Origin of the sequence: Nocardioides sp. NPDC059952 (genome assembly GCF_042730435.1) — a bacterium.
GTDB lineage: Bacteria > Actinomycetota > Actinomycetes > Propionibacteriales > Nocardioidaceae > Nocardioides.
The window spans coordinates 1-15,697 of sequence record NZ_JBHWLY010000011.1 but is presented as its reverse complement, the minus strand read 5'-3'; the positions used below and the strand labels follow the sequence as shown (position 1 = coordinate 15,697).

Here is a 15,697-nt window from a genome sequence, read left to right as displayed (position 1 = left end):
AGGCCGGGTACCGTGGCCACCGGCACCAGGGGAGGCTGGGTCAACCCCCAGCTCACGAAGGAGTGACCCCGATGACCAGCGACCAGATCTTCCCCGACACCCCCACCCGACCGCCGTTCGACGCCGAGCTGACCCCGGTGCTCGAGATGGTCCGCCAGCACCTCCCGGCCTTCACCGCGGAGAACCTGACGCTGATGCGGCAGCAGAGCGACGAAGGCTTCCCGGGCATGGAGCCGACGGACCTGACCGTCGGCGGCGCGGTCCGGGTCGAGGAACGTCAGGTTCCTGGCCCCGGGGGCGCACCCGACATCACCCTGCTGATCCTGAGCCCCGCCGTCGAGGGTCCTCCGCGACCGGCGGTCTACCACACCCACGGCGGCGGCATGATCATCGGCAACCGCCGCCTCGGCGTGGAGCCCTTCCTCCCGCAGGTCGCCGACGGCAACGCCGTGGTCGTCTCGGTGGAATACCGACTCGCCCCCGAGCATCCCGACCCCGCACCCGTGGAGGACTGCTACGCCGGTCTGGTCTGGACCGCCAAGAACGCGGCTGACCTCGGCATCGACCCCGAGCGGATCCTGATCGCGGGCGCCAGCGCGGGTGGTGGTCTGGCGGCCGGCACCGCCCTGCTCGCCCGCGACCGCGCCTTCCCGAAGCTGACCCACCAGATCCTCATCTGCCCGATGCTCGACGACCGCTTCGAGACCCACAGCAGCCGCATGCTCGACGACGAGGGCGTGTGGGACCGCGGTGCCAACCTCTTCGGCTGGACCGCGCTGCTCGGCGATCGTCGCGGCGGCCCCGACGTCTCCCCGTACGCCGCTCCCGCACGCGCCGAGGACCTCACCGGTCTCCCCCGCACCTACATCGACATCGGCTCGGCGGAGACGTTCCGCGACGAGACGCTGACCTACGCGCGGCGGCTCTCCGAAGCCGGCGTCAGCGTCGATCTCCACATGTGGGGCGGCGGCTTCCACGGGTTCGACATGATGGCCGGCCACGCCGCCGTCTCGCGCGCCTCGATCGCCGCCCGCGACGAGTTCGTACGCAGGGCGCTCGAGTAGGCCGGGGAGGTTCTGGTGCGAGATCTGATCGGCAAGCTCGAGGTGGTCGATGACGACACGGCCAGTGCGCTGCGCGTCATCGACCACTTCGACCGCCTCGTGGACGAGCGGGCCTCGACCGCCGCGGTCGTACGTGCCGCCGCAGCCCTCGCCGGTTCCACCGCCGGCCTCCACGACGCCGCGAGGGCCGTGGCCAAGCGGTTCACCCCCGACGGCCGGACCCTGACCGGCAAGGACGCGGGCGAGTGGCGCCACGAGCCCGTCCCGGGCCAGCCCGGTTCCTGGCTCTGGCTGGAGCGTCCCGGGGACCAGGGCCCGCTCGACGCGCTCATCCTCGAGCGGGCCGCCCGCGCCCTGCAGGCACTCAGCACCGGCTCGTCCGCTCCCTCGACCAGCGGGCTGGTCCGGATCGCGTGCGACCCCGATGCGACAGACGCGGACAGGCGTGACGCGGTCGCCCGGCTCGGCCTGACCGGGCCCGTCACCCTCGTCCTGAGCACCTCGGCCAACCTGCGGGCGACGCTGATCAGCACCGTCGGCGACCTGGTCCTCGCGCTGCTCCCCGGCACTCCCACCCTCCCGGACGGCATCCGCGCAGGCACCGCCCTCGCCCCCGACCCGCTCCGGCTGCCGACCGCGCTGGAGCAGGCGACCACGGCCCTCCGGCTGGCCGCCGACGTCGGCGGTCTCGCGCCCGCGGTGGTCGGCTACGACGACCTCGGGGCACTTGCCGTCATCGCCGAGCGGATCAGCGCCGACGAGGCGGCGGCGGTGGGTGACGTACGCCGTCTGGAGGAGCTGCTCGCCGGGCATCCCTGGGTCGTGGACACCCTCCACGCGGTGCTCGACCAGCCGAGCCTGCGACAGTCGGCCGCGATGCTCCACGTGCACCACTCGACGCTGCAGGAGCGGCTGAGCTGGCTGAGCGGTCAGCTCGGCTACTCGCCCATCAAAGGGCGGGGACGGCAGCGCGCCGCCGTCGCGGTGCTGCTGTGGCGGATCGCGCAGGATGGGCGACCTCGAACCTGAGATCGCCCATCCGTTTCGCCGTCTGGCCGTATCGGGTCAGCAGACGTCGATGTAGTTGATCGGGTCCCAGTCGATGGCCCGCTCGGCGTGCTTGGCGGTCGAGCTCTTGTACCGGTCCCCCGCGCTGCGCTCGAAGTAGGTGACCGTGCCGCTGGTCTGGTCGTTCTCGATCTCCGGGTTCCAGGTCGAGTAGAAGCCGCGGAGCGAGTGCGTCTGGCACCTGTAGAACTGGAACACCTTGTAGATGCCCTGCGTCGGGTCCCACACGTCGACGCACAGGCGGTCGGCCGGGCAGTTGTAGTTCTGGAGCCCGCCGTACTGGTGGAACGTCTTCTCGGCCGCGGGCGAGACCGTCGGCGACACAGCGGCTGCGCTGACCCGCTCGGTCGCGCCGCCGGCCTTCGCGTCCGAGCCTCCCTCAGCCGCGATCGCTCCGGAGGTGATGCTGGTAGCCGCCAGTGTGAGTGCTGCCGCGGCGATGATGCGCTTGATCATGATCTTTCCTTTCAGGATGAACATGTGGAGGAATGACCCTCCGAGCGTCCGATCGACCACCGCTTCGACGAAACCTTTTTGACCAGGGCCGAAAGGCGTATCAGGACACCAGCGCGCCGCTCAGCACCTGCACCCCGAGGCTGGTGATCTCGTGGCGGACCGAGGCGCCCTCGCGCCTGGTGGTGATGAGTCCGCCCTCTCGCAGGATGCTCGCCTGCTGGCTCGCCGAACCGACCGAGATCTCGCACCGGCGGGCCAGCTCGCTGGTCGAGCACCCGGAGCGCACCGCGGCAAGCGCCGTGGCCCGCGTACGTCCCAGCAAAGCGGTCACCGGCCCTTCCGGCGATCCGTAGGTCTGCGCCGAGCCCACCGAATCCTTCGAGAACGTGAGCCCGGTGGCTGGCTTGGCGGTGGGATAGGTCAGCATCGGCTCCGGCCCGGGATCGCACAGCTTCATCGGCGTATCCGGCTCGCAGAAGTAGGACGGTTGGAGCAGCAGCCCGCGGCCCTCGAGGTGCACCTCGGCGTCGGTGTAGTTCTCGATCTCCAGCACCGGTGCCCGCCAGCGGCACCCGGGAATTCCCGCCAGCACCGCCTCGAGGCCACCATCAGCCATCTGCTGAGCGCGCAGCTGCCGGTCGGCCTGAACCACCGCCGACAGCGACGGCCACACCGGCGCGATCGCACCCTCGTGGTAGATCGCGACCGCCCGCCCCAGCGTTCGCAGCGCCGACGCCTCGGCGCGACGCACGGCTTCGACCCACGGGGTCAGCCGGCGCTGGCCCGCCATCGCGGCGACCTGCCCGGAGATCGCGGACTTCGGCGTACGCAACGCGATCTCCATGCCTTCGCCAAATCCGCGAGCGCCACCCGACGGCGTCATGAAGTCCGGCGAGATCCCACGCGGGGGCGCGATCTCGGCGAGTGGACGCACCACATCTCGCGGCAGCGAGCGCAGCGTCCGCCGGCGCCAGGACGTCAGCTCCACGGCACGCCCGCGCGTCTGGAGCGCGTGCAGGCTGAGCTGCACCTCCCAGAGCGCATCGGGCCCGTCGGCGATCCTGACCCGAGCGAGGTCGTCATAGGTGAAGTGAATCCGCAGCATCGCGTCCCCCGAGCATGATGGCGTCTCCAGCCGACTCCGCGACTGTCGACCGACCATCCTGCTCGCCCGGTCTGTCGGAAATCTGTCACCCCAGACCCGCGCTCGCGCCGCTTGGTGCGGCCACCTAGATTATTTCCCCATGACCGGGGAGCCGAGCGAGAACGACGTCCAGGAGGCGCTGCGCGCGCTCCGCGGAGAGGACGACACCCTCAACGAGCGGTCGGTGCAGACCGCTCTCGACCTTCATCGGCTGCGCGATGCACTGACCCGGTTCGGCGACGACGAGCCCTCCGGCGACACCAAACCGGCACGGGACAGGTTCCGACTCTGAGTCGAAATCGGCCAATGGGTGGGACGCCGAGTTACGTAGGGGATTTCAAGAGGGTTACCGTTGCTGATCGTGACCGAATCTCTAACTGTGCGTGACAACCGCACCGGGGTGGAGTACGACATCCCGATCACCGACGGCACCATCCGCGCCGCCGACCTGGGGAAGATCAAGGCCAACGACCCGGCTACCCAAGAACTGGGCCCCGGCCTGGCCGTCTACGACCCCGGCTTCGTCAACACGGCTTCGTGCCGCTCCTCCGTCACTTATATCGACGGCGACAAGGGCGTGCTCGAGTATCGCGGCTATCCCATCGAGCAGCTCGCAGAGAAGTCCAACTTCCTCGAGGTCTCCTACCTCTTGGTCCACGGCGACCTGCCGACCAAGGAGGAGTACGACGCGTGGGTGCACGAGATCACCTACCACACGTTCGTGCACGAGAACATCAAGGAGTTCATGCAGGGCTTCCGCTATGACGCCCACCCGATGGGCATGCTCATGGCGTCGGTCGGTGCGATGTCGACGTTCTACCCGGACGCCGCGAACATCTCCGACCCCGACAACCGTCGCCTGCAGATCATCCGGCTGATCGCCAAGATGCCGACGCTCGGTGCCTGGGCGTTCCGGCACGCGCAGGGCAAGCCGTACGTCTACCCGGACAACGACCTGTCCTACACCGGCAACTTCCTCTCCATGCTCTTCAAGATGAGCGAGTCGAAGTACGCACCGGACGAGCGCATCGCCAAGGCGCTCGACACGCTCTTCATCCTGCACGCGGACCACGAGCAGAACGCCTCCGCCAACGCGGTACGCTCGGTCGGCTCGACCCAGGTCGACCCCTACTCCTCGGTCGCCGCCGGCGTCGGCGCCCTCTTCGGCCCCCTCCACGGCGGCGCCAACGAGGCCGTGCTCCGGATGCTGCGCCGCATCGGCAAGGTCGAGAACATCCCCGCCTTCATCGAGGGCGTCAAGGCCGGCAACGAGCGGCTGATGGGCTTCGGTCACCGGGTCTACAAGAACTACGACCCGCGCGCGACGCTGATCAAGCAGCAGGCCTACAACGTGTTCGAGGTGACCGGCACCAACCCGCTCCTCGACATCGCCCAGGAGCTGGAGAAGATCGCCCTGGAGGACGAATACTTCGTCTCCCGCAAGCTCTACCCGAACGTCGACTTCTACTCCGGCCTGATCTACGAGGCCCTGGAGTTCCCGCCGGAGATGTTCACCGTGCTGTTCGCCATCGGGCGTACGCCGGGCTGGCTCTCCCAGTGGCTGGAGCTCGTCCAGGACAAGGAGCAGAAGATCGCCCGTCCGAAGCAGATCTACACCGGCGAGCGCGGACTCACCTTCGTCCCGCGTGACGTCCGTTGGGCGTGACGAGCGCTTAGCCAGGCTCGAGTCGGCGCGCTTTGACCGCAGCCTGCGAGCGCCAGCGAGCAGCAAGGTCAAAACGCGCCGACTCGAGACGGGCAGCGCAGAGGAGTGACATGGCTGACGTAGACGGGGTCGTCTGGGATTTCGGGAACGTGCTGATCCGCTGGGACCCGCTCCCGGCGATCGCGGCCGGCGTCGGCGACGCCGATGCCCGCGCGTTCCTGGAGTCCTACGACTTCCGGTCGTGGAACCACGTCCAGGACGCCGGGCGGACCTGGGCGCAGGCACTCGCCGCGCTCGAGGGCGACGCGCCCGAATGGCTCAGCGCCGGAGCGGCGTACGTCGACAACTTCCCGCTCTCCATGCTGGGGCCGGTCCCCGGCACCCATGAGCTGGTCCGCGAGCTCGCCGCGGTCGAGTTCCCCCAGCTCGGACTGACCAACTGGTCGGCCGAGCTCTATCCGCACGCTCCGGCGACGTACGACGTGATCGAGCTGCTCGGCGATGTCGTCGTCTCCGGTGAGGTGCGCCTGGCCAAGCCGGATCCGGCGATCTACGAGCTCGTCGCCGAGCGCGCCGGGATGCCGTTGGACCGGCTGGTGTTCATCGACGACAGCCCCGCCAACGTCGCCGCCGCCGCGGCGCTGGGCATGCACGCGATCCAGTTCACCGGCGCCGAGCAGCTCCGCGGCGACCTGGTCGCGCTCGGCCTCCCGCTCTAGACGGCGGCCTGGTCGGGCGCGCGCTCGAGACGGCGTACGCCCGCGAACGAGATGGACATCAGGGCGCTGCCGGAGATCACCGCGGCGACCACGAGCAGCCAGGTGTCGAAGCCCACCGCGACGGCGACCGGACCGACGAGCGCGAGCCCGAGCGGGCGGGCGACGAACGAGCCGACGATGTCGAAGGAGTAGACCCGGGAGAGCTTGTCCTCGGGGATCTCCTGCTGGATCGCGATCTGCCAGAAGATGTCGAAGACCTGCAGCCCGAAGCCGTGCAGGAACGCGCCCACCAGGATCGGCCAGAGCGTGTCCGAGACCGCCATCGAGATCGGGAAGAGGCCGGTCATCGCGAGGAAGAACACGCCGACGGAGAGCAGCCGGCGTGGACGGAACCTCAGGCAGAACAGGCCGCCGACGATGAAGCCCGCCATCAGCGCGGCCAGCGCGAAGCCCCACGAAGCCCGGCCGATCCCCTCGCCGACCACGATCGGGCCGAGCACGCTGTGCGCCCCCGACCAGAACAGGTGGTAGAGCAGCGCCTGCAGGATGAGGAACCACAGCCACGAGTGCCGCATCACCTCACGGAAGCCCTCGGCGAGGTCGCCGAGCATCGACGCCTTGTGGGGCGGTCGTTCATGAGGCACCCGCATGCCGGCGTAGGCGACGGCGGCGACGGCGAAGGTGAGCGCGTCGACGGTGATCGCCCAGCCGGGGCCGACGGCCGCGACGAGCACCCCGCCGAGGGCGTAGCCGATGGTCGACGCGGTGGTCTGGAGCAGCGAGCGGAGCGAGACGGCAGCACCGAGATCCTCCGCCGGCACGACGACCTTGGTCATCGCCATCGCGGAAGGCTGGTTGAGCGCGGCGACGATGCCCGCGAGGCCACCCATCACCGCGATCGACGGGATCGTCGCGATCCCGAGGATCACCGTCGCGGCCAGCGCACCGGCCACCACGGCACTGATCGCCGCCGTGCCCTCCATCATCACCTTGCGCGAGACCCGGTCGCCGAGCACTCCCCCGGCCAGCGTGGTCACCACCTGGCAGGTCGCGAAGACGGCCTCCACGATGCCCAGCTGGGTGACGGTCCCGCCGAGGTCGAGCACCGCGAACGCCAGCGCGACCGGCGTGATCGCGTTGCCCAGCGACGATGCCGCCGTCCCGGTCACGAGCCGGCGGAAGTTGCGGTGCCGTAGCGGCGAACGACGCCCGGTCGGCGGTTCGGTCGTGGTGGTCATGGCCACAAGGTACTTCGCTGCCGAACTATTCGCCAACGAATTATCAGCCAGCGAAGAGATATGCTCTGTGCATGCCCGAGATGCGCCACTCCTCCGACATTCCAGGCAGCTCCCCGGCCATGCCAGGAATCACCCTCGGCGCCGGTCCGGAGAGCATCGTCCTCACGCCCGAAGCGCTTCAGGACGACGCCGCCGACCGGCACGTGGCCCGTTGGCGCGACCACTGGCTCGACATCGACTTCGACGACGAGGTCGAGGCGATCACGGTCCGGATCGGAGAGATCGCGAAGTTCTTCAACGTCGCACGTGCGGCGGCGGCGAGCGCAGTCGGGCTCGCCGACTTCGAGTACAAGACGCTCCACATGCTGATGATCCGCGACACCCCCGGTCACGCCTCCCCCACGGCCCTCGCCAAGGACCTCGACATCAGTCCGGCCGGGATGACGGGGCGGCTCGACAGCATGGAGAAGGCCGGGTGGCTGCGACGTACGGCATCGGTGGAGGACCGTCGCAAGATCAGCGTCGAGGCAACCAAGGCGGGCATCGAGATCTGGCGACGGGCGATGGACCTGCGCGGCGAGGCCGAGACCAGGCTGCTGGAGACACTGAGTCCGGAGCGGCGTACGGACCTGGCGGCCCTGCTCAAGCAGGTGACCCTGCGGATCGAGGGCGAATAGCGGCTGCGCGGATCTGCGTACGCCACGGACGCCGGTGAGCGGATCCGCCCACGCCCCACCAGGACCAGCCTGGAGGCATGACCACCACACCTGAGACCAGACCCTTCCGCTTCGGCGTCGTCGCGGCCCAGGCGCCCACGGGCGCTGCCTGGAGCGACCTCGCCCACCGCGTCGAGAGCGCGGGCTACGACACGCTCGTCATGCCGGACAACGTGTCCTTCGGCCATGCCGTCTTCCCCGCTCTGGCGGCCGCCGCGGCGGTGACCACGAGGCTCCACGTGGGGACGTACGTCCTGGCCAACGACTTCCGCCACCCCGTCCAGGTCGCCAAGGAGTCGGCCACGCTCTCCGTGCTCTCGGGCGGCCGCTTCGAGCTCGGCCTCGGCGCCGGACGCCCCGACTCGGCCCGGGAGAACGCGATGCTGGGGCTGGGCTTCGACCCGCCCGGCGTACGCGTGGACCGGCTCGTGGAGTCGATCGGGATCATCAAGCGGCTCCTGGCCGGCGAGACCGTCACCGTCGACGGACCCCACCACCGGGCTGTCGAGGCGTCGGTGCTGCCCTACGGGACCGACCCCCAGCAGGTGCCGATCCTGGTCGCCGGCGGCGGTCCACGGATGCTGCGGATCGCGGGCGAGCACGCCGACATCGCCGCTCTCGGGATCCCCTTCTCCGCCGAGGAGCCGGAGGCGCTGGCGGCCGTCGACCACGTACGCTCCGCCGACCGCCCCGCTCCCGAGCTCAACATGAACCTGATGGCGGTGGGCGAGACCGTTCCGCGCTACCTGGCCGGCCGGCTCGACCCCGCGGCTCTCGCCGCCCAGGGCGCCGTCGGCGTCGTCACCGGCTCCGCCGAGGAGATGGCCGACCAGCTCCGCGAGCGCCGGGAACGGCTGGGCGTCTCCTACGTCCTGGTCGGCGACGAGCTGATGGAGGCGTTCGCCCCGGTCGTCGGCCTCCTCGCCGGGTCCTGACGCATCTCTTCGAGACCACATAGCCCAGTCTCAGCAGGTTCACAGCGACGTTGCGCACACTGAATGACATGACCGAACCCACTCCTCAGCAGCAGCCCGGTGGGACCCCGCCGCAGTGGGCGCCCCCGGGCGCCGACGCATCCGCGACGACTCCGCCCCCCGCCGCTCCGACCACGCCGCCTCCCGGGGTGGCTCCGACCGCAGTCCTGTCGACGGCCCCGGCGGCCTTCGCCACTGCCCCCAAGCCCAAGGCGCGCCGGGCCACGCTCGCCGCCACGGCACTCGTCGGCGCCCTCGTGCTCGGCGGCGGAGCCGGCTTCGGTGGCGCGGCACTGTTCTACTCGACCCAGGACGACGGTGCCCGCAACGGCGGCAGCTCGGCGACGGGCTCCCAGGTCGTCGACAGCGACGCCCCTGAGGGCACCGCCGAGAAGGTCGCCGCCAAGGTGCTGCCCTCGGTGGTCAAGATCGAGGTCTCCACCCAGGCCGGCAGCGGCTCGGGCTCGGGCATCATCCTCTCCTCCGACGGCCTGATCCTGACCAACAACCACGTCGTCGACCTCTCCTCCGAGAGCACTCAGGAGACCAACCCCGGCTTCCCCGGCTCGCCCGACCAGGACCAGCAGGAGCAGCAGGGACAGGAGCAGCAGGGCTCCTCGATCACGGTCGACTTCAGCGACGGCACCTCGGCCTCGGCCAAGGTGGTCGGCACCGACCCGCTCACCGACACCGCGGTGATCCAGGCCGAGAACGTCTCCGGCCTCACCCCGGCGACGATCGGCAAGTCCAAGAACCTCGTGGTCGGGCAGGACGTGGTCGCGATCGGGTCGCCGTACGGCCTCGACTCGACCGTCACCACCGGCATCGTCAGCGCCCTGGACCGCCCGGTCAACGTCGGGTCCGACTCCTCCGGCAACGCGACCGTCTACCCGGCCATCCAGACCGACGCCGCGATCAACCCCGGCAACTCCGGCGGGGCACTGGTCGACATGAACGGCAACGTCGTCGGCATCAACGCCTCGATCAGGTCCAACTCCTCCTCCAGCGAGGAGGCCGGCTCCATCGGCCTCGGTTTCGCGATCCCGATCGACGAGGTGCTCCCGATCATCGACCAGCTCAAGGCGGGCGACGAGGCCACCCACGCCCGGATGGGGATCTCGGTCGGCGACAGCGCCGGCGCCCAGTCCGGCCAGACCGCCGTCACCGGTGCTGTCGTGCAGGATGTCACCGCGGACAGCGCGGCCGAGAAGGCCGGCCTGAAGAAGGGTGACACGATCACCAAGGTCGACGAGCACCAGATCAACGGCTCCGACTCCCTGGTCGCCACGGTCCGCTCCTACCGCCCCGGCGACGAGGTCGAGGTGACCTGGTCGCGCGACGGCAAGGAGCAGAGCGCCAAGATCACCCTGGACTCCGACGCCACCTGATCTCCCCGCAAGACGCTGGGGCTTCCGACGGAAACCTCAGCGCCGCGGGGTGCCAACTGCCGAGCGCCTCATGCCCGTCCCCGAACGGGTGTGAGGCGCTCGTGCGCGTTCCGCTTCAGGAGACCTGCTTCTGGATGCTGCACAGCCACTCGACCGGCTCGAAGCCCATGGCCGCGTTGACCTGGATCATGTGGGCGTTGACCTCGGCGTTGTAGGTCGACAGGGTCGGCACCTCCGGCCGCTCGGACTGGAGCAGTCGGAGATTGGCGACCTTCACCGCCAGCCCGAGCCGGTGGCCCCGGTGTGCCCCCTCGACCAGGGTGCCCCACTGATAGCTGTTGCCGTCCAGGCTCGAGTAGCCGATCACCGTGTAGGCCACCACCCGGCCGTCGGCGTCCACCGCCACCGAGTGGTAGAGGGTCCGCTTCTGGGCCGCGACCAGCTCCTCGGTCTCGCGCACCCTCGCCACGTCGGGCTCGAGCGCCTCGACGTCCAGGTCGCCGGTCGGCGCCTCGGTCTCCAGGCTGGCGTCGAGCACCGCCCAGCTCTCGACGATGTCGTCAGGCACCCGGCCGACCCAGGAACGCAGCGTGTAGTCGCCGTGCTTCTCGGCGGCCTCCGCCGCCAGCCGGTCGAGGACCTGGTCCGGCACCGGGAGCCGCAGCAGGCGGCGTACCTCGACCAGCGCAGGCGCGTAGCCCCGCGCGATCCCGAAGTCCCGCCCCGGCGATCCCTCACCGCCGGACCCGAGCGACCAGGGCCACCAGACCTCACCCGTGAACGACGTACGCCCCTGGGCGCGAGCCTCCGCCTCGACATGGTCGAGCAGGCCGGTGCCGTGGCCCCGCCGCCGGTGGGCCGGCAGGACCGCCACCACGAGCGTCGCCCGGTGCAGGTTGTCGAGCATCGGCATGGCCACCCAGGCGGCGGCCACGGCCGCGTCGCCGACCCGGCCGAGGTAGGCCCGGCGGTCGGTCTTCTCGGACTGCTGCCGCAGCTCGGCGCGCTGCTCCTCACGCGCCCACAGATCCGCGTCGGGGCCGCGTACGTCCAGCCACGACGCGGTCATCACGTCGAACCACGCGTCGAAGGCGTCGTCGTCGAAGGGGTCGACGCGCTCGACCACCAGCTCGCTCATCGTGACCTCTCCACTCTCGTCTCGTCCCAGACCGGCTCCGGCGACTCATAGACATCACCGTTGGCGCCGTAGACCAGGAAGCGGTCGAAGCCACGGGCGAACCAGCGGTCGTGGGTGACCGCGACGACGGTGCCGTCGAACGACTCCAGCCCCGCTTCGAGGGCCTCGGCGGACTGGACGTCGAGGTTGTCGGTCGGCTCGTCGAGCAGCAGCAGGGTCGCGCCGCTCAGCTCCAGCAGAAGGATCTGGAAGCGCGCCTGCTGTCCACCCGAGAGCGACTCGAAGGCCTGCTCCGCGGCGTGCGCGAGCTCGTAGCGGTCGAGCACCCGCGAGGCGGCCTCGCGGCCCATACCCGCGCGCCCTCGGCCGTCAGGCGTGGCCTCACCGCGGTGCAGGATGTCGAGCAGCGTGCGCCCCACCAGCTCCGGATGGGCATGGGTCTGCACGAACCAGCCCGGCCGCACGCGGGCGCCGAGCTTGGCCTTCCCACGGTGGCGGACCGGCTCGATGGGGGTGTCCTCGACCGGGCGGTGCTCCACGTCCGGGTCGGTGCCCCCGCGGGCGAGCAGCCGCAGGAAGTGGGACTTGCCCGAGCCGTTGGAGCCGAGCACAGCAACACGCTCGCCGTACCAGACCTCCAGGTCGAACGGGCTCATCAGCCCGGTGAGCTCGAGCCCCTCGCAGACCACCGCCCGCTTGCCGGTGCGCCCGCCGCGCAGCCGCATCTGCACCGCCTGCTCTCGTGGCTGCTCGACGGGCGGCCCGGCCTCCTCGAACTTCCGGAGCCGCGTCTGGGCCGCCCGGTACTGGCTGGACATCCCGTCGTTGTACTCCGACTTGACCTTCAGCCGTAGGACCAGCGCCTTGATCTTGGCGTGCTCCTCGTCCCAGCGACGGCGCAGCTCCTCGAACCGCAGGAACCGGTCCTTGCGGGCCTCGTGGTAGGAGGCGAACCCACCAGGATGTGTCCACGCGCTGTTGCCGGCGCCGGACGCGCCGAGCTCGACCGTGACCACCCTGGTCGCGGTGTTGTCCAGCAGCTCACGGTCGTGACTGACGTACAGGATCGTCTTCGGAGACTCCCGGATGCGCTGCTCCAACCAGATCTTGCCGGGCACGTCGAGGAAGTTGTCCGGCTCGTCGAGCAACAGCACCTCGTCGGGGCCGCGCAGCAGAAATTCGAGCACCAGCCGCTTCTGCTCGCCGCCGGACAGGGTGTCCAGGGAGCGGTAGCGGGCGCGGTCGTAGGGCACCCCGAGCCCGGCCATGGTGCACACGTCCCAGACGACCTCGATGTCGTAGCCGCCGGCGTCGGCGTACTCGGCCAGCGCGGTCGCGTAGCGCATCTGCAGCCGCTCGTCCTCCGACGACATCAGCTCCAGCTCGCAGGCCTCCACTGCGGCCGCCGCCTCGCGCACCCGCGCGGGCGCCACCGAGAGCAGCAGCTCACCGACGGTCGAGGAGCCCTTGCCGACCATCTGCCGCATCACCCCGAGGCCGCCCGAGCGCACCACGGATCCGGCCGTCGGGGTCAGCTCGCCGGTGACGATCCGCAGCAGCGTCGTCTTCCCCGCACCGTTGGCGCCGACCAGCGCGACCTTCGCGCCCTCACCCACCCGGAAGGAGACGTCGTCGAGCAGCACTCGTCCGTCAGGCAGCTGGAATCTGACTCCAGCAACGTCCACATGTCCCACAGCCGTCCAGTCTGGCACCCGTGTCGAATGGTTATTCCGGAATCGGATTCATCGAGCGGTCCCATCAGCAGAACGTGACGCTCGACACATTTTGGCGATTAACGATATGACTGTCGCCATGCCTCCGCTCGACAGCCAGATCGCTGACCTGCTCACCCTCTTCTCGAAGGGGCAGCCCCTGGAGTCCTTCGACCCACCGACGGCACGAGCGCTCTACCGCGCGCTGGGCGAGGGCATCCCGCTTCCACCAGTCGGATCGGTGGAGAGCTCGGTGATCCCAGGGCCGGCGGGCGACCTGGCCGTACGCATCTACCGGCCCACCACCGAGGGGCCGCTGCCCACGATCGTGATGTTCCACGGCGGCGGTTGGGTGGTCGGCGACCTCGACACCCACGAGGACCAGGCCCGCAACCTCTCCACCATCTGTGACGCCGTGGTCGTCGCGGTCGACTACCGGCTCGCCCCCGAGCACCCGTTCCCCGCCGCCTGCGACGACGCGATGGCCGCCGCTCGCTGGGTCAGCGACAACGTGGCGACGCTCGGCGGCGACGGCCGGGTCGCGGTCGCCGGCGACAGTGCCGGCGGCAACCTGTCGGCCATGGTCGCCCAGGTCTTCCGCGACGAGGGCCGCGAGCTCGCCGGCCAGCTGCTGATCTACCCGGCGACCGACATGACCAGCGGCTACCCCTCCTACGCCGAGAACGGCCACGGCTACTTCCTCGAGCTGCCGACGATGAAATGGTTCTCCGACCACTACGTGGGCGACGCCGACCGCGCCGACCCGCGACTGAGCCCGATCAAGGGCTCCCTGGAGGGTCTGGCGCCGGCGGTCGTGGTGACCGCGGAGTTCGATCCGCTGCGCGATGAGGGCATCGCGTACGCCAAGGCGCTGGAGAGCTCGGGGGTCCCGATGACCTACCACCACTGCGACGGACTCATCCACGGCTTCTTCGCCATGGGCCACCATTCGCAGGCGGCGCAGCTGGCGATCGAGGAGACGTGTGCGCTGTTCAGGACCGTGCTCCACGGGTGATCCAAGACACACCGTCAAACCAGGGGTATTCCTGATGACCGTGGATTGAGGATGGTCCAGACTGGCCGCATGCAGATTGCCGCCCAGGTGAAACTGATGACGCGACCCCTGACGGAGCGTGTCCGCAAGCTTGCCCTGCAGTTCGCGATGCGGGGCAAGGAGTCGCCGATCCCCGACATCACCACGCTGCGCAAGATCCCCGAGCACCTGACCTTCCCACTGCGCCGTGACGGCCTCGACCCGGTCCCGATGCTCGCCGAGAGCCGCGAGCAGGCGCCGGTCACCAAGCTCGGCTCGGTGCTCGGTCTCGACATCGTGCTGGTCACCGGTCATGCCGAGTCCAAGCACGTCCTGGCCGACAAGAACGCCTACTCCAACGACATGCGCCACCTGCTCGGCACCCGCAAGCGCACCGACGCCGAGGGCATCGGTGGCCTCGGCATGACCGACCCGCCCGACCACACCAAGCTCCGCGGGCTGCTGACCCCGGAGTTCACCATGCGCCGCCTGGGCCGTCTCAACGAGATGATCGACCGGATCGTCACCGACGCCCTCGACGACATGGAGGCCAACGGCCCCGAGGTCGACCTGGTCCAGCACTTCGGCTTCGAGATCCCGTTCCGGGTGATCTGCGAGCTGCTGGGCATGCCCGAGGACGTACGCGACGAGTTCCACAAGCTCGGCATGGCCCGTTTCGACCTGTCCGAGGGCGGCGCGGGCGCCTTCGGTGCCGCCACCGAGACCAGGACGTTCCTCATCGAGCAGGTCCGCCAGCAGCGCGCCAACCCCGGCGACGGCATGATCGGCGAGATCATCCGCAACAAGGGCGCGGAGTACGACGACGTCGAGCTCGGCGGTCTCGCCGACGGCGTCTTCCTCGGCGGCTACGAGACCTCCGCCTCCATGCTCTCCATGGGCGCCTACGTCCTGATGCAGAACCCCGAGGCGTACGAGATCCTGCGCTCGGGCGACCGCGCCGAGGTCGACAAGGTCGTCGAGGAGCTGCTCCGCTACCTGTGCCCGGTGCAGCTCGCGTTCCCGCGGTTCGCCCGCGAGGACCACGACCTCTTCGGCGTACCCATCAAGAAGGGCGCCGTCGTCCTGGTCAGCCTCACCGGCGCCAACCGCGACCCCGCGGTGATGCCGAAGCCGGAGCAGTTCGACCTGCGCAACGCCGACACCATGCACTTCGCCTTCGGCCACGGCATGCACCGCTGCGTCGGCGCCGAGCTCGCCCGGATGGAGCTCCGCGCCGCCCTCACCGGCCTCGCCCGCCGATTCCCCGACCTCGCCATGGCCACCGACGACCCCGGCGACCTCGGCTGGCGCGACCTCTCGGTCGTCTACAGCCTCGACCGCCTCCCCGTCCGGCTGGCGAAAGACCCGGTCCCCGCCTGAC

The 15,697-nt window shown here is 70.0% G+C and carries 15 protein-coding genes; 10 read left to right on the top strand and 5 right to left on the bottom strand.

Annotation, left to right across the window (positions count from 1 at the left end; genetic code table 11):
* Positions 1-71: 71 nt before the first annotated feature.
* Both ACFV9G_RS07415 and ACFV9G_RS07410 read left to right on the top strand, forming a co-directional pair.
* Entirely contained in the window at positions 72-1,064 is a 993-nt protein-coding gene (locus ACFV9G_RS07415; protein ID WP_378726325.1) for an alpha/beta hydrolase, read from the top strand.
* A 15-nt stretch (positions 1,065-1,079) separates the two neighbouring features.
* Complete coding sequence (locus tag ACFV9G_RS07410; protein WP_378726323.1) at positions 1,080-2,093, top strand: helix-turn-helix domain-containing protein; 1,014 nt, start codon at positions 1,080-1,082, stop codon at positions 2,091-2,093.
* Positions 2,094-2,129: 36 nt separating this feature from the next.
* Here the strand turns inward: ACFV9G_RS07410 and ACFV9G_RS07405 are convergent, their stop codons facing one another.
* Both ACFV9G_RS07405 and ACFV9G_RS07400 read right to left on the bottom strand, forming a co-directional pair.
* Positions 2,130-2,588 carry a hypothetical protein gene (locus ACFV9G_RS07405; RefSeq protein WP_378726321.1) on the bottom strand — a complete coding sequence of 153 codons (459 nt, stop codon included), beginning with the start codon at positions 2,586-2,588 and terminating at the stop codon, positions 2,130-2,132.
* A 100-nt stretch (positions 2,589-2,688) separates the two neighbouring features.
* Positions 2,689-3,693, bottom strand: a complete 1,005-nt coding sequence (locus tag ACFV9G_RS07400) for an ArsR/SmtB family transcription factor (RefSeq protein WP_378726319.1) — start codon at positions 3,691-3,693, stop codon at positions 2,689-2,691.
* A 139-nt stretch (positions 3,694-3,832) separates the two neighbouring features.
* Here ACFV9G_RS07400 and ACFV9G_RS07395 point away from each other — a divergent pair, with 139 nt between their 5' ends.
* The 3 genes from ACFV9G_RS07395 (at position 3,833) to ACFV9G_RS07385 (ending at position 6,117) form a co-directional block, all read left to right on the top strand.
* Entirely contained in the window at positions 3,833-4,024 is a 192-nt protein-coding gene (locus ACFV9G_RS07395; RefSeq protein WP_378726317.1) for a hypothetical protein, read from the top strand.
* Between the two features lie 69 nt (positions 4,025-4,093).
* Positions 4,094-5,398, top strand: a complete 1,305-nt coding sequence (locus tag ACFV9G_RS07390; protein WP_378726315.1) for a citrate synthase — start codon at positions 4,094-4,096, stop codon at positions 5,396-5,398.
* A gap of 110 nt (positions 5,399-5,508) precedes the next feature.
* Positions 5,509-6,117, top strand: a complete 609-nt coding sequence (locus ACFV9G_RS07385) for an HAD family hydrolase (protein ID WP_378726313.1) — start codon at positions 5,509-5,511, stop codon at positions 6,115-6,117.
* Here ACFV9G_RS07385 and ACFV9G_RS07380 read toward each other — a convergent pair.
* Entirely contained in the window at positions 6,114-7,355 is a 1,242-nt protein-coding gene (locus ACFV9G_RS07380; RefSeq protein ID WP_378726312.1) for an MFS transporter, read from the bottom strand. The genes ACFV9G_RS07385 and ACFV9G_RS07380 overlap by 4 nt on opposite strands.
* A 71-nt stretch (positions 7,356-7,426) precedes the next feature.
* Here ACFV9G_RS07380 and ACFV9G_RS07375 point away from each other — a divergent pair, with 71 nt between their 5' ends.
* The 3 genes from ACFV9G_RS07375 to ACFV9G_RS07365 all read left to right on the top strand — a co-directional run bounded on the left by ACFV9G_RS07375 (position 7,427) and on the right by ACFV9G_RS07365 (position 10,433).
* Positions 7,427-8,032: a MarR family winged helix-turn-helix transcriptional regulator gene (locus ACFV9G_RS07375; RefSeq protein ID WP_378726310.1), complete on the top strand. Its 606-nt coding sequence runs from the start codon at positions 7,427-7,429 to the stop codon at positions 8,030-8,032.
* 77 nt (positions 8,033-8,109) lie between these two features.
* Entirely contained in the window at positions 8,110-9,006 is an 897-nt protein-coding gene (locus ACFV9G_RS07370; protein WP_378726308.1) for a TIGR03621 family F420-dependent LLM class oxidoreductase, read from the top strand.
* A gap of 68 nt (positions 9,007-9,074) precedes the next feature.
* Positions 9,075-10,433: a S1C family serine protease gene (locus ACFV9G_RS07365; RefSeq protein WP_378726306.1), complete on the top strand. Its 1,359-nt coding sequence runs from the start codon at positions 9,075-9,077 to the stop codon at positions 10,431-10,433.
* Positions 10,434-10,548: 115 nt separating this feature from the next.
* On the opposite strand, the gene ACFV9G_RS07360 is transcribed toward ACFV9G_RS07365, so the two are convergent.
* Together ACFV9G_RS07360 and ACFV9G_RS07355 are read right to left on the bottom strand one after the other, a co-directional pair.
* Positions 10,549-11,571, bottom strand: coding sequence for a GNAT family N-acetyltransferase (locus tag ACFV9G_RS07360; RefSeq protein WP_378726305.1), 1,023 nt, complete (start codon positions 11,569-11,571; stop codon positions 10,549-10,551).
* Positions 11,568-13,265: an ABC-F family ATP-binding cassette domain-containing protein gene (locus ACFV9G_RS07355; protein ID WP_378726303.1), complete on the bottom strand. Its 1,698-nt coding sequence runs from the start codon at positions 13,263-13,265 to the stop codon at positions 11,568-11,570. Before ACFV9G_RS07355 ends, ACFV9G_RS07360 begins: the two co-directional genes overlap by 4 nt.
* A gap of 118 nt (positions 13,266-13,383) precedes the next feature.
* On the opposite strand from ACFV9G_RS07355, the gene ACFV9G_RS07350 reads away from it, so the two are divergent.
* Together ACFV9G_RS07350 and ACFV9G_RS07345 are read left to right on the top strand one after the other, a co-directional pair.
* On the top strand, positions 13,384-14,298 hold the full coding sequence (locus tag ACFV9G_RS07350; protein WP_378726301.1) for an alpha/beta hydrolase: 915 nt from the start codon (positions 13,384-13,386) through the stop codon (positions 14,296-14,298).
* A 96-nt stretch (positions 14,299-14,394) separates the two neighbouring features.
* Positions 14,395-15,696 (top strand): cytochrome P450, encoded by a 1,302-nt coding sequence (locus tag ACFV9G_RS07345; RefSeq protein WP_378726299.1) that lies wholly within the window; start codon positions 14,395-14,397, stop codon positions 15,694-15,696.
* The last annotated feature ends 1 nt before the right edge of the window (position 15,697 follow it).

Coding starts and splice junctions, on each gene's coding strand:
- ACFV9G_RS07405 (WP_378726321.1), bottom strand. CDS start 2,588: ATGATCAAGCGCATCATCGCCGCGGCAGCACTCACACTGGCGGCTACC.
- ACFV9G_RS07375 (WP_378726310.1), top strand. CDS start 7,427: ATGCCCGAGATGCGCCACTCCTCCGACATTCCAGGCAGCTCCCCGGCC.
- ACFV9G_RS07365 (WP_378726306.1), top strand. CDS start 9,075: ATGACCGAACCCACTCCTCAGCAGCAGCCCGGTGGGACCCCGCCGCAG.
- ACFV9G_RS07380 (WP_378726312.1), bottom strand. CDS start 7,355: ATGACCACCACGACCGAACCGCCGACCGGGCGTCGTTCGCCGCTACGG.
- ACFV9G_RS07400 (WP_378726319.1), bottom strand. CDS start 3,693: ATGCTGCGGATTCACTTCACCTATGACGACCTCGCTCGGGTCAGGATC.
- ACFV9G_RS07415 (WP_378726325.1), top strand. CDS start 72: ATGACCAGCGACCAGATCTTCCCCGACACCCCCACCCGACCGCCGTTC.
- ACFV9G_RS07345 (WP_378726299.1), top strand. CDS start 14,395: ATGACGCGACCCCTGACGGAGCGTGTCCGCAAGCTTGCCCTGCAGTTC.
- ACFV9G_RS07395 (WP_378726317.1), top strand. CDS start 3,833: ATGACCGGGGAGCCGAGCGAGAACGACGTCCAGGAGGCGCTGCGCGCG.
- ACFV9G_RS07370 (WP_378726308.1), top strand. CDS start 8,110: ATGACCACCACACCTGAGACCAGACCCTTCCGCTTCGGCGTCGTCGCG.
- ACFV9G_RS07350 (WP_378726301.1), top strand. CDS start 13,384: ATGCCTCCGCTCGACAGCCAGATCGCTGACCTGCTCACCCTCTTCTCG.
- ACFV9G_RS07360 (WP_378726305.1), bottom strand. CDS start 11,571: ATGAGCGAGCTGGTGGTCGAGCGCGTCGACCCCTTCGACGACGACGCC.
- ACFV9G_RS07385 (WP_378726313.1), top strand. CDS start 5,509: ATGGCTGACGTAGACGGGGTCGTCTGGGATTTCGGGAACGTGCTGATC.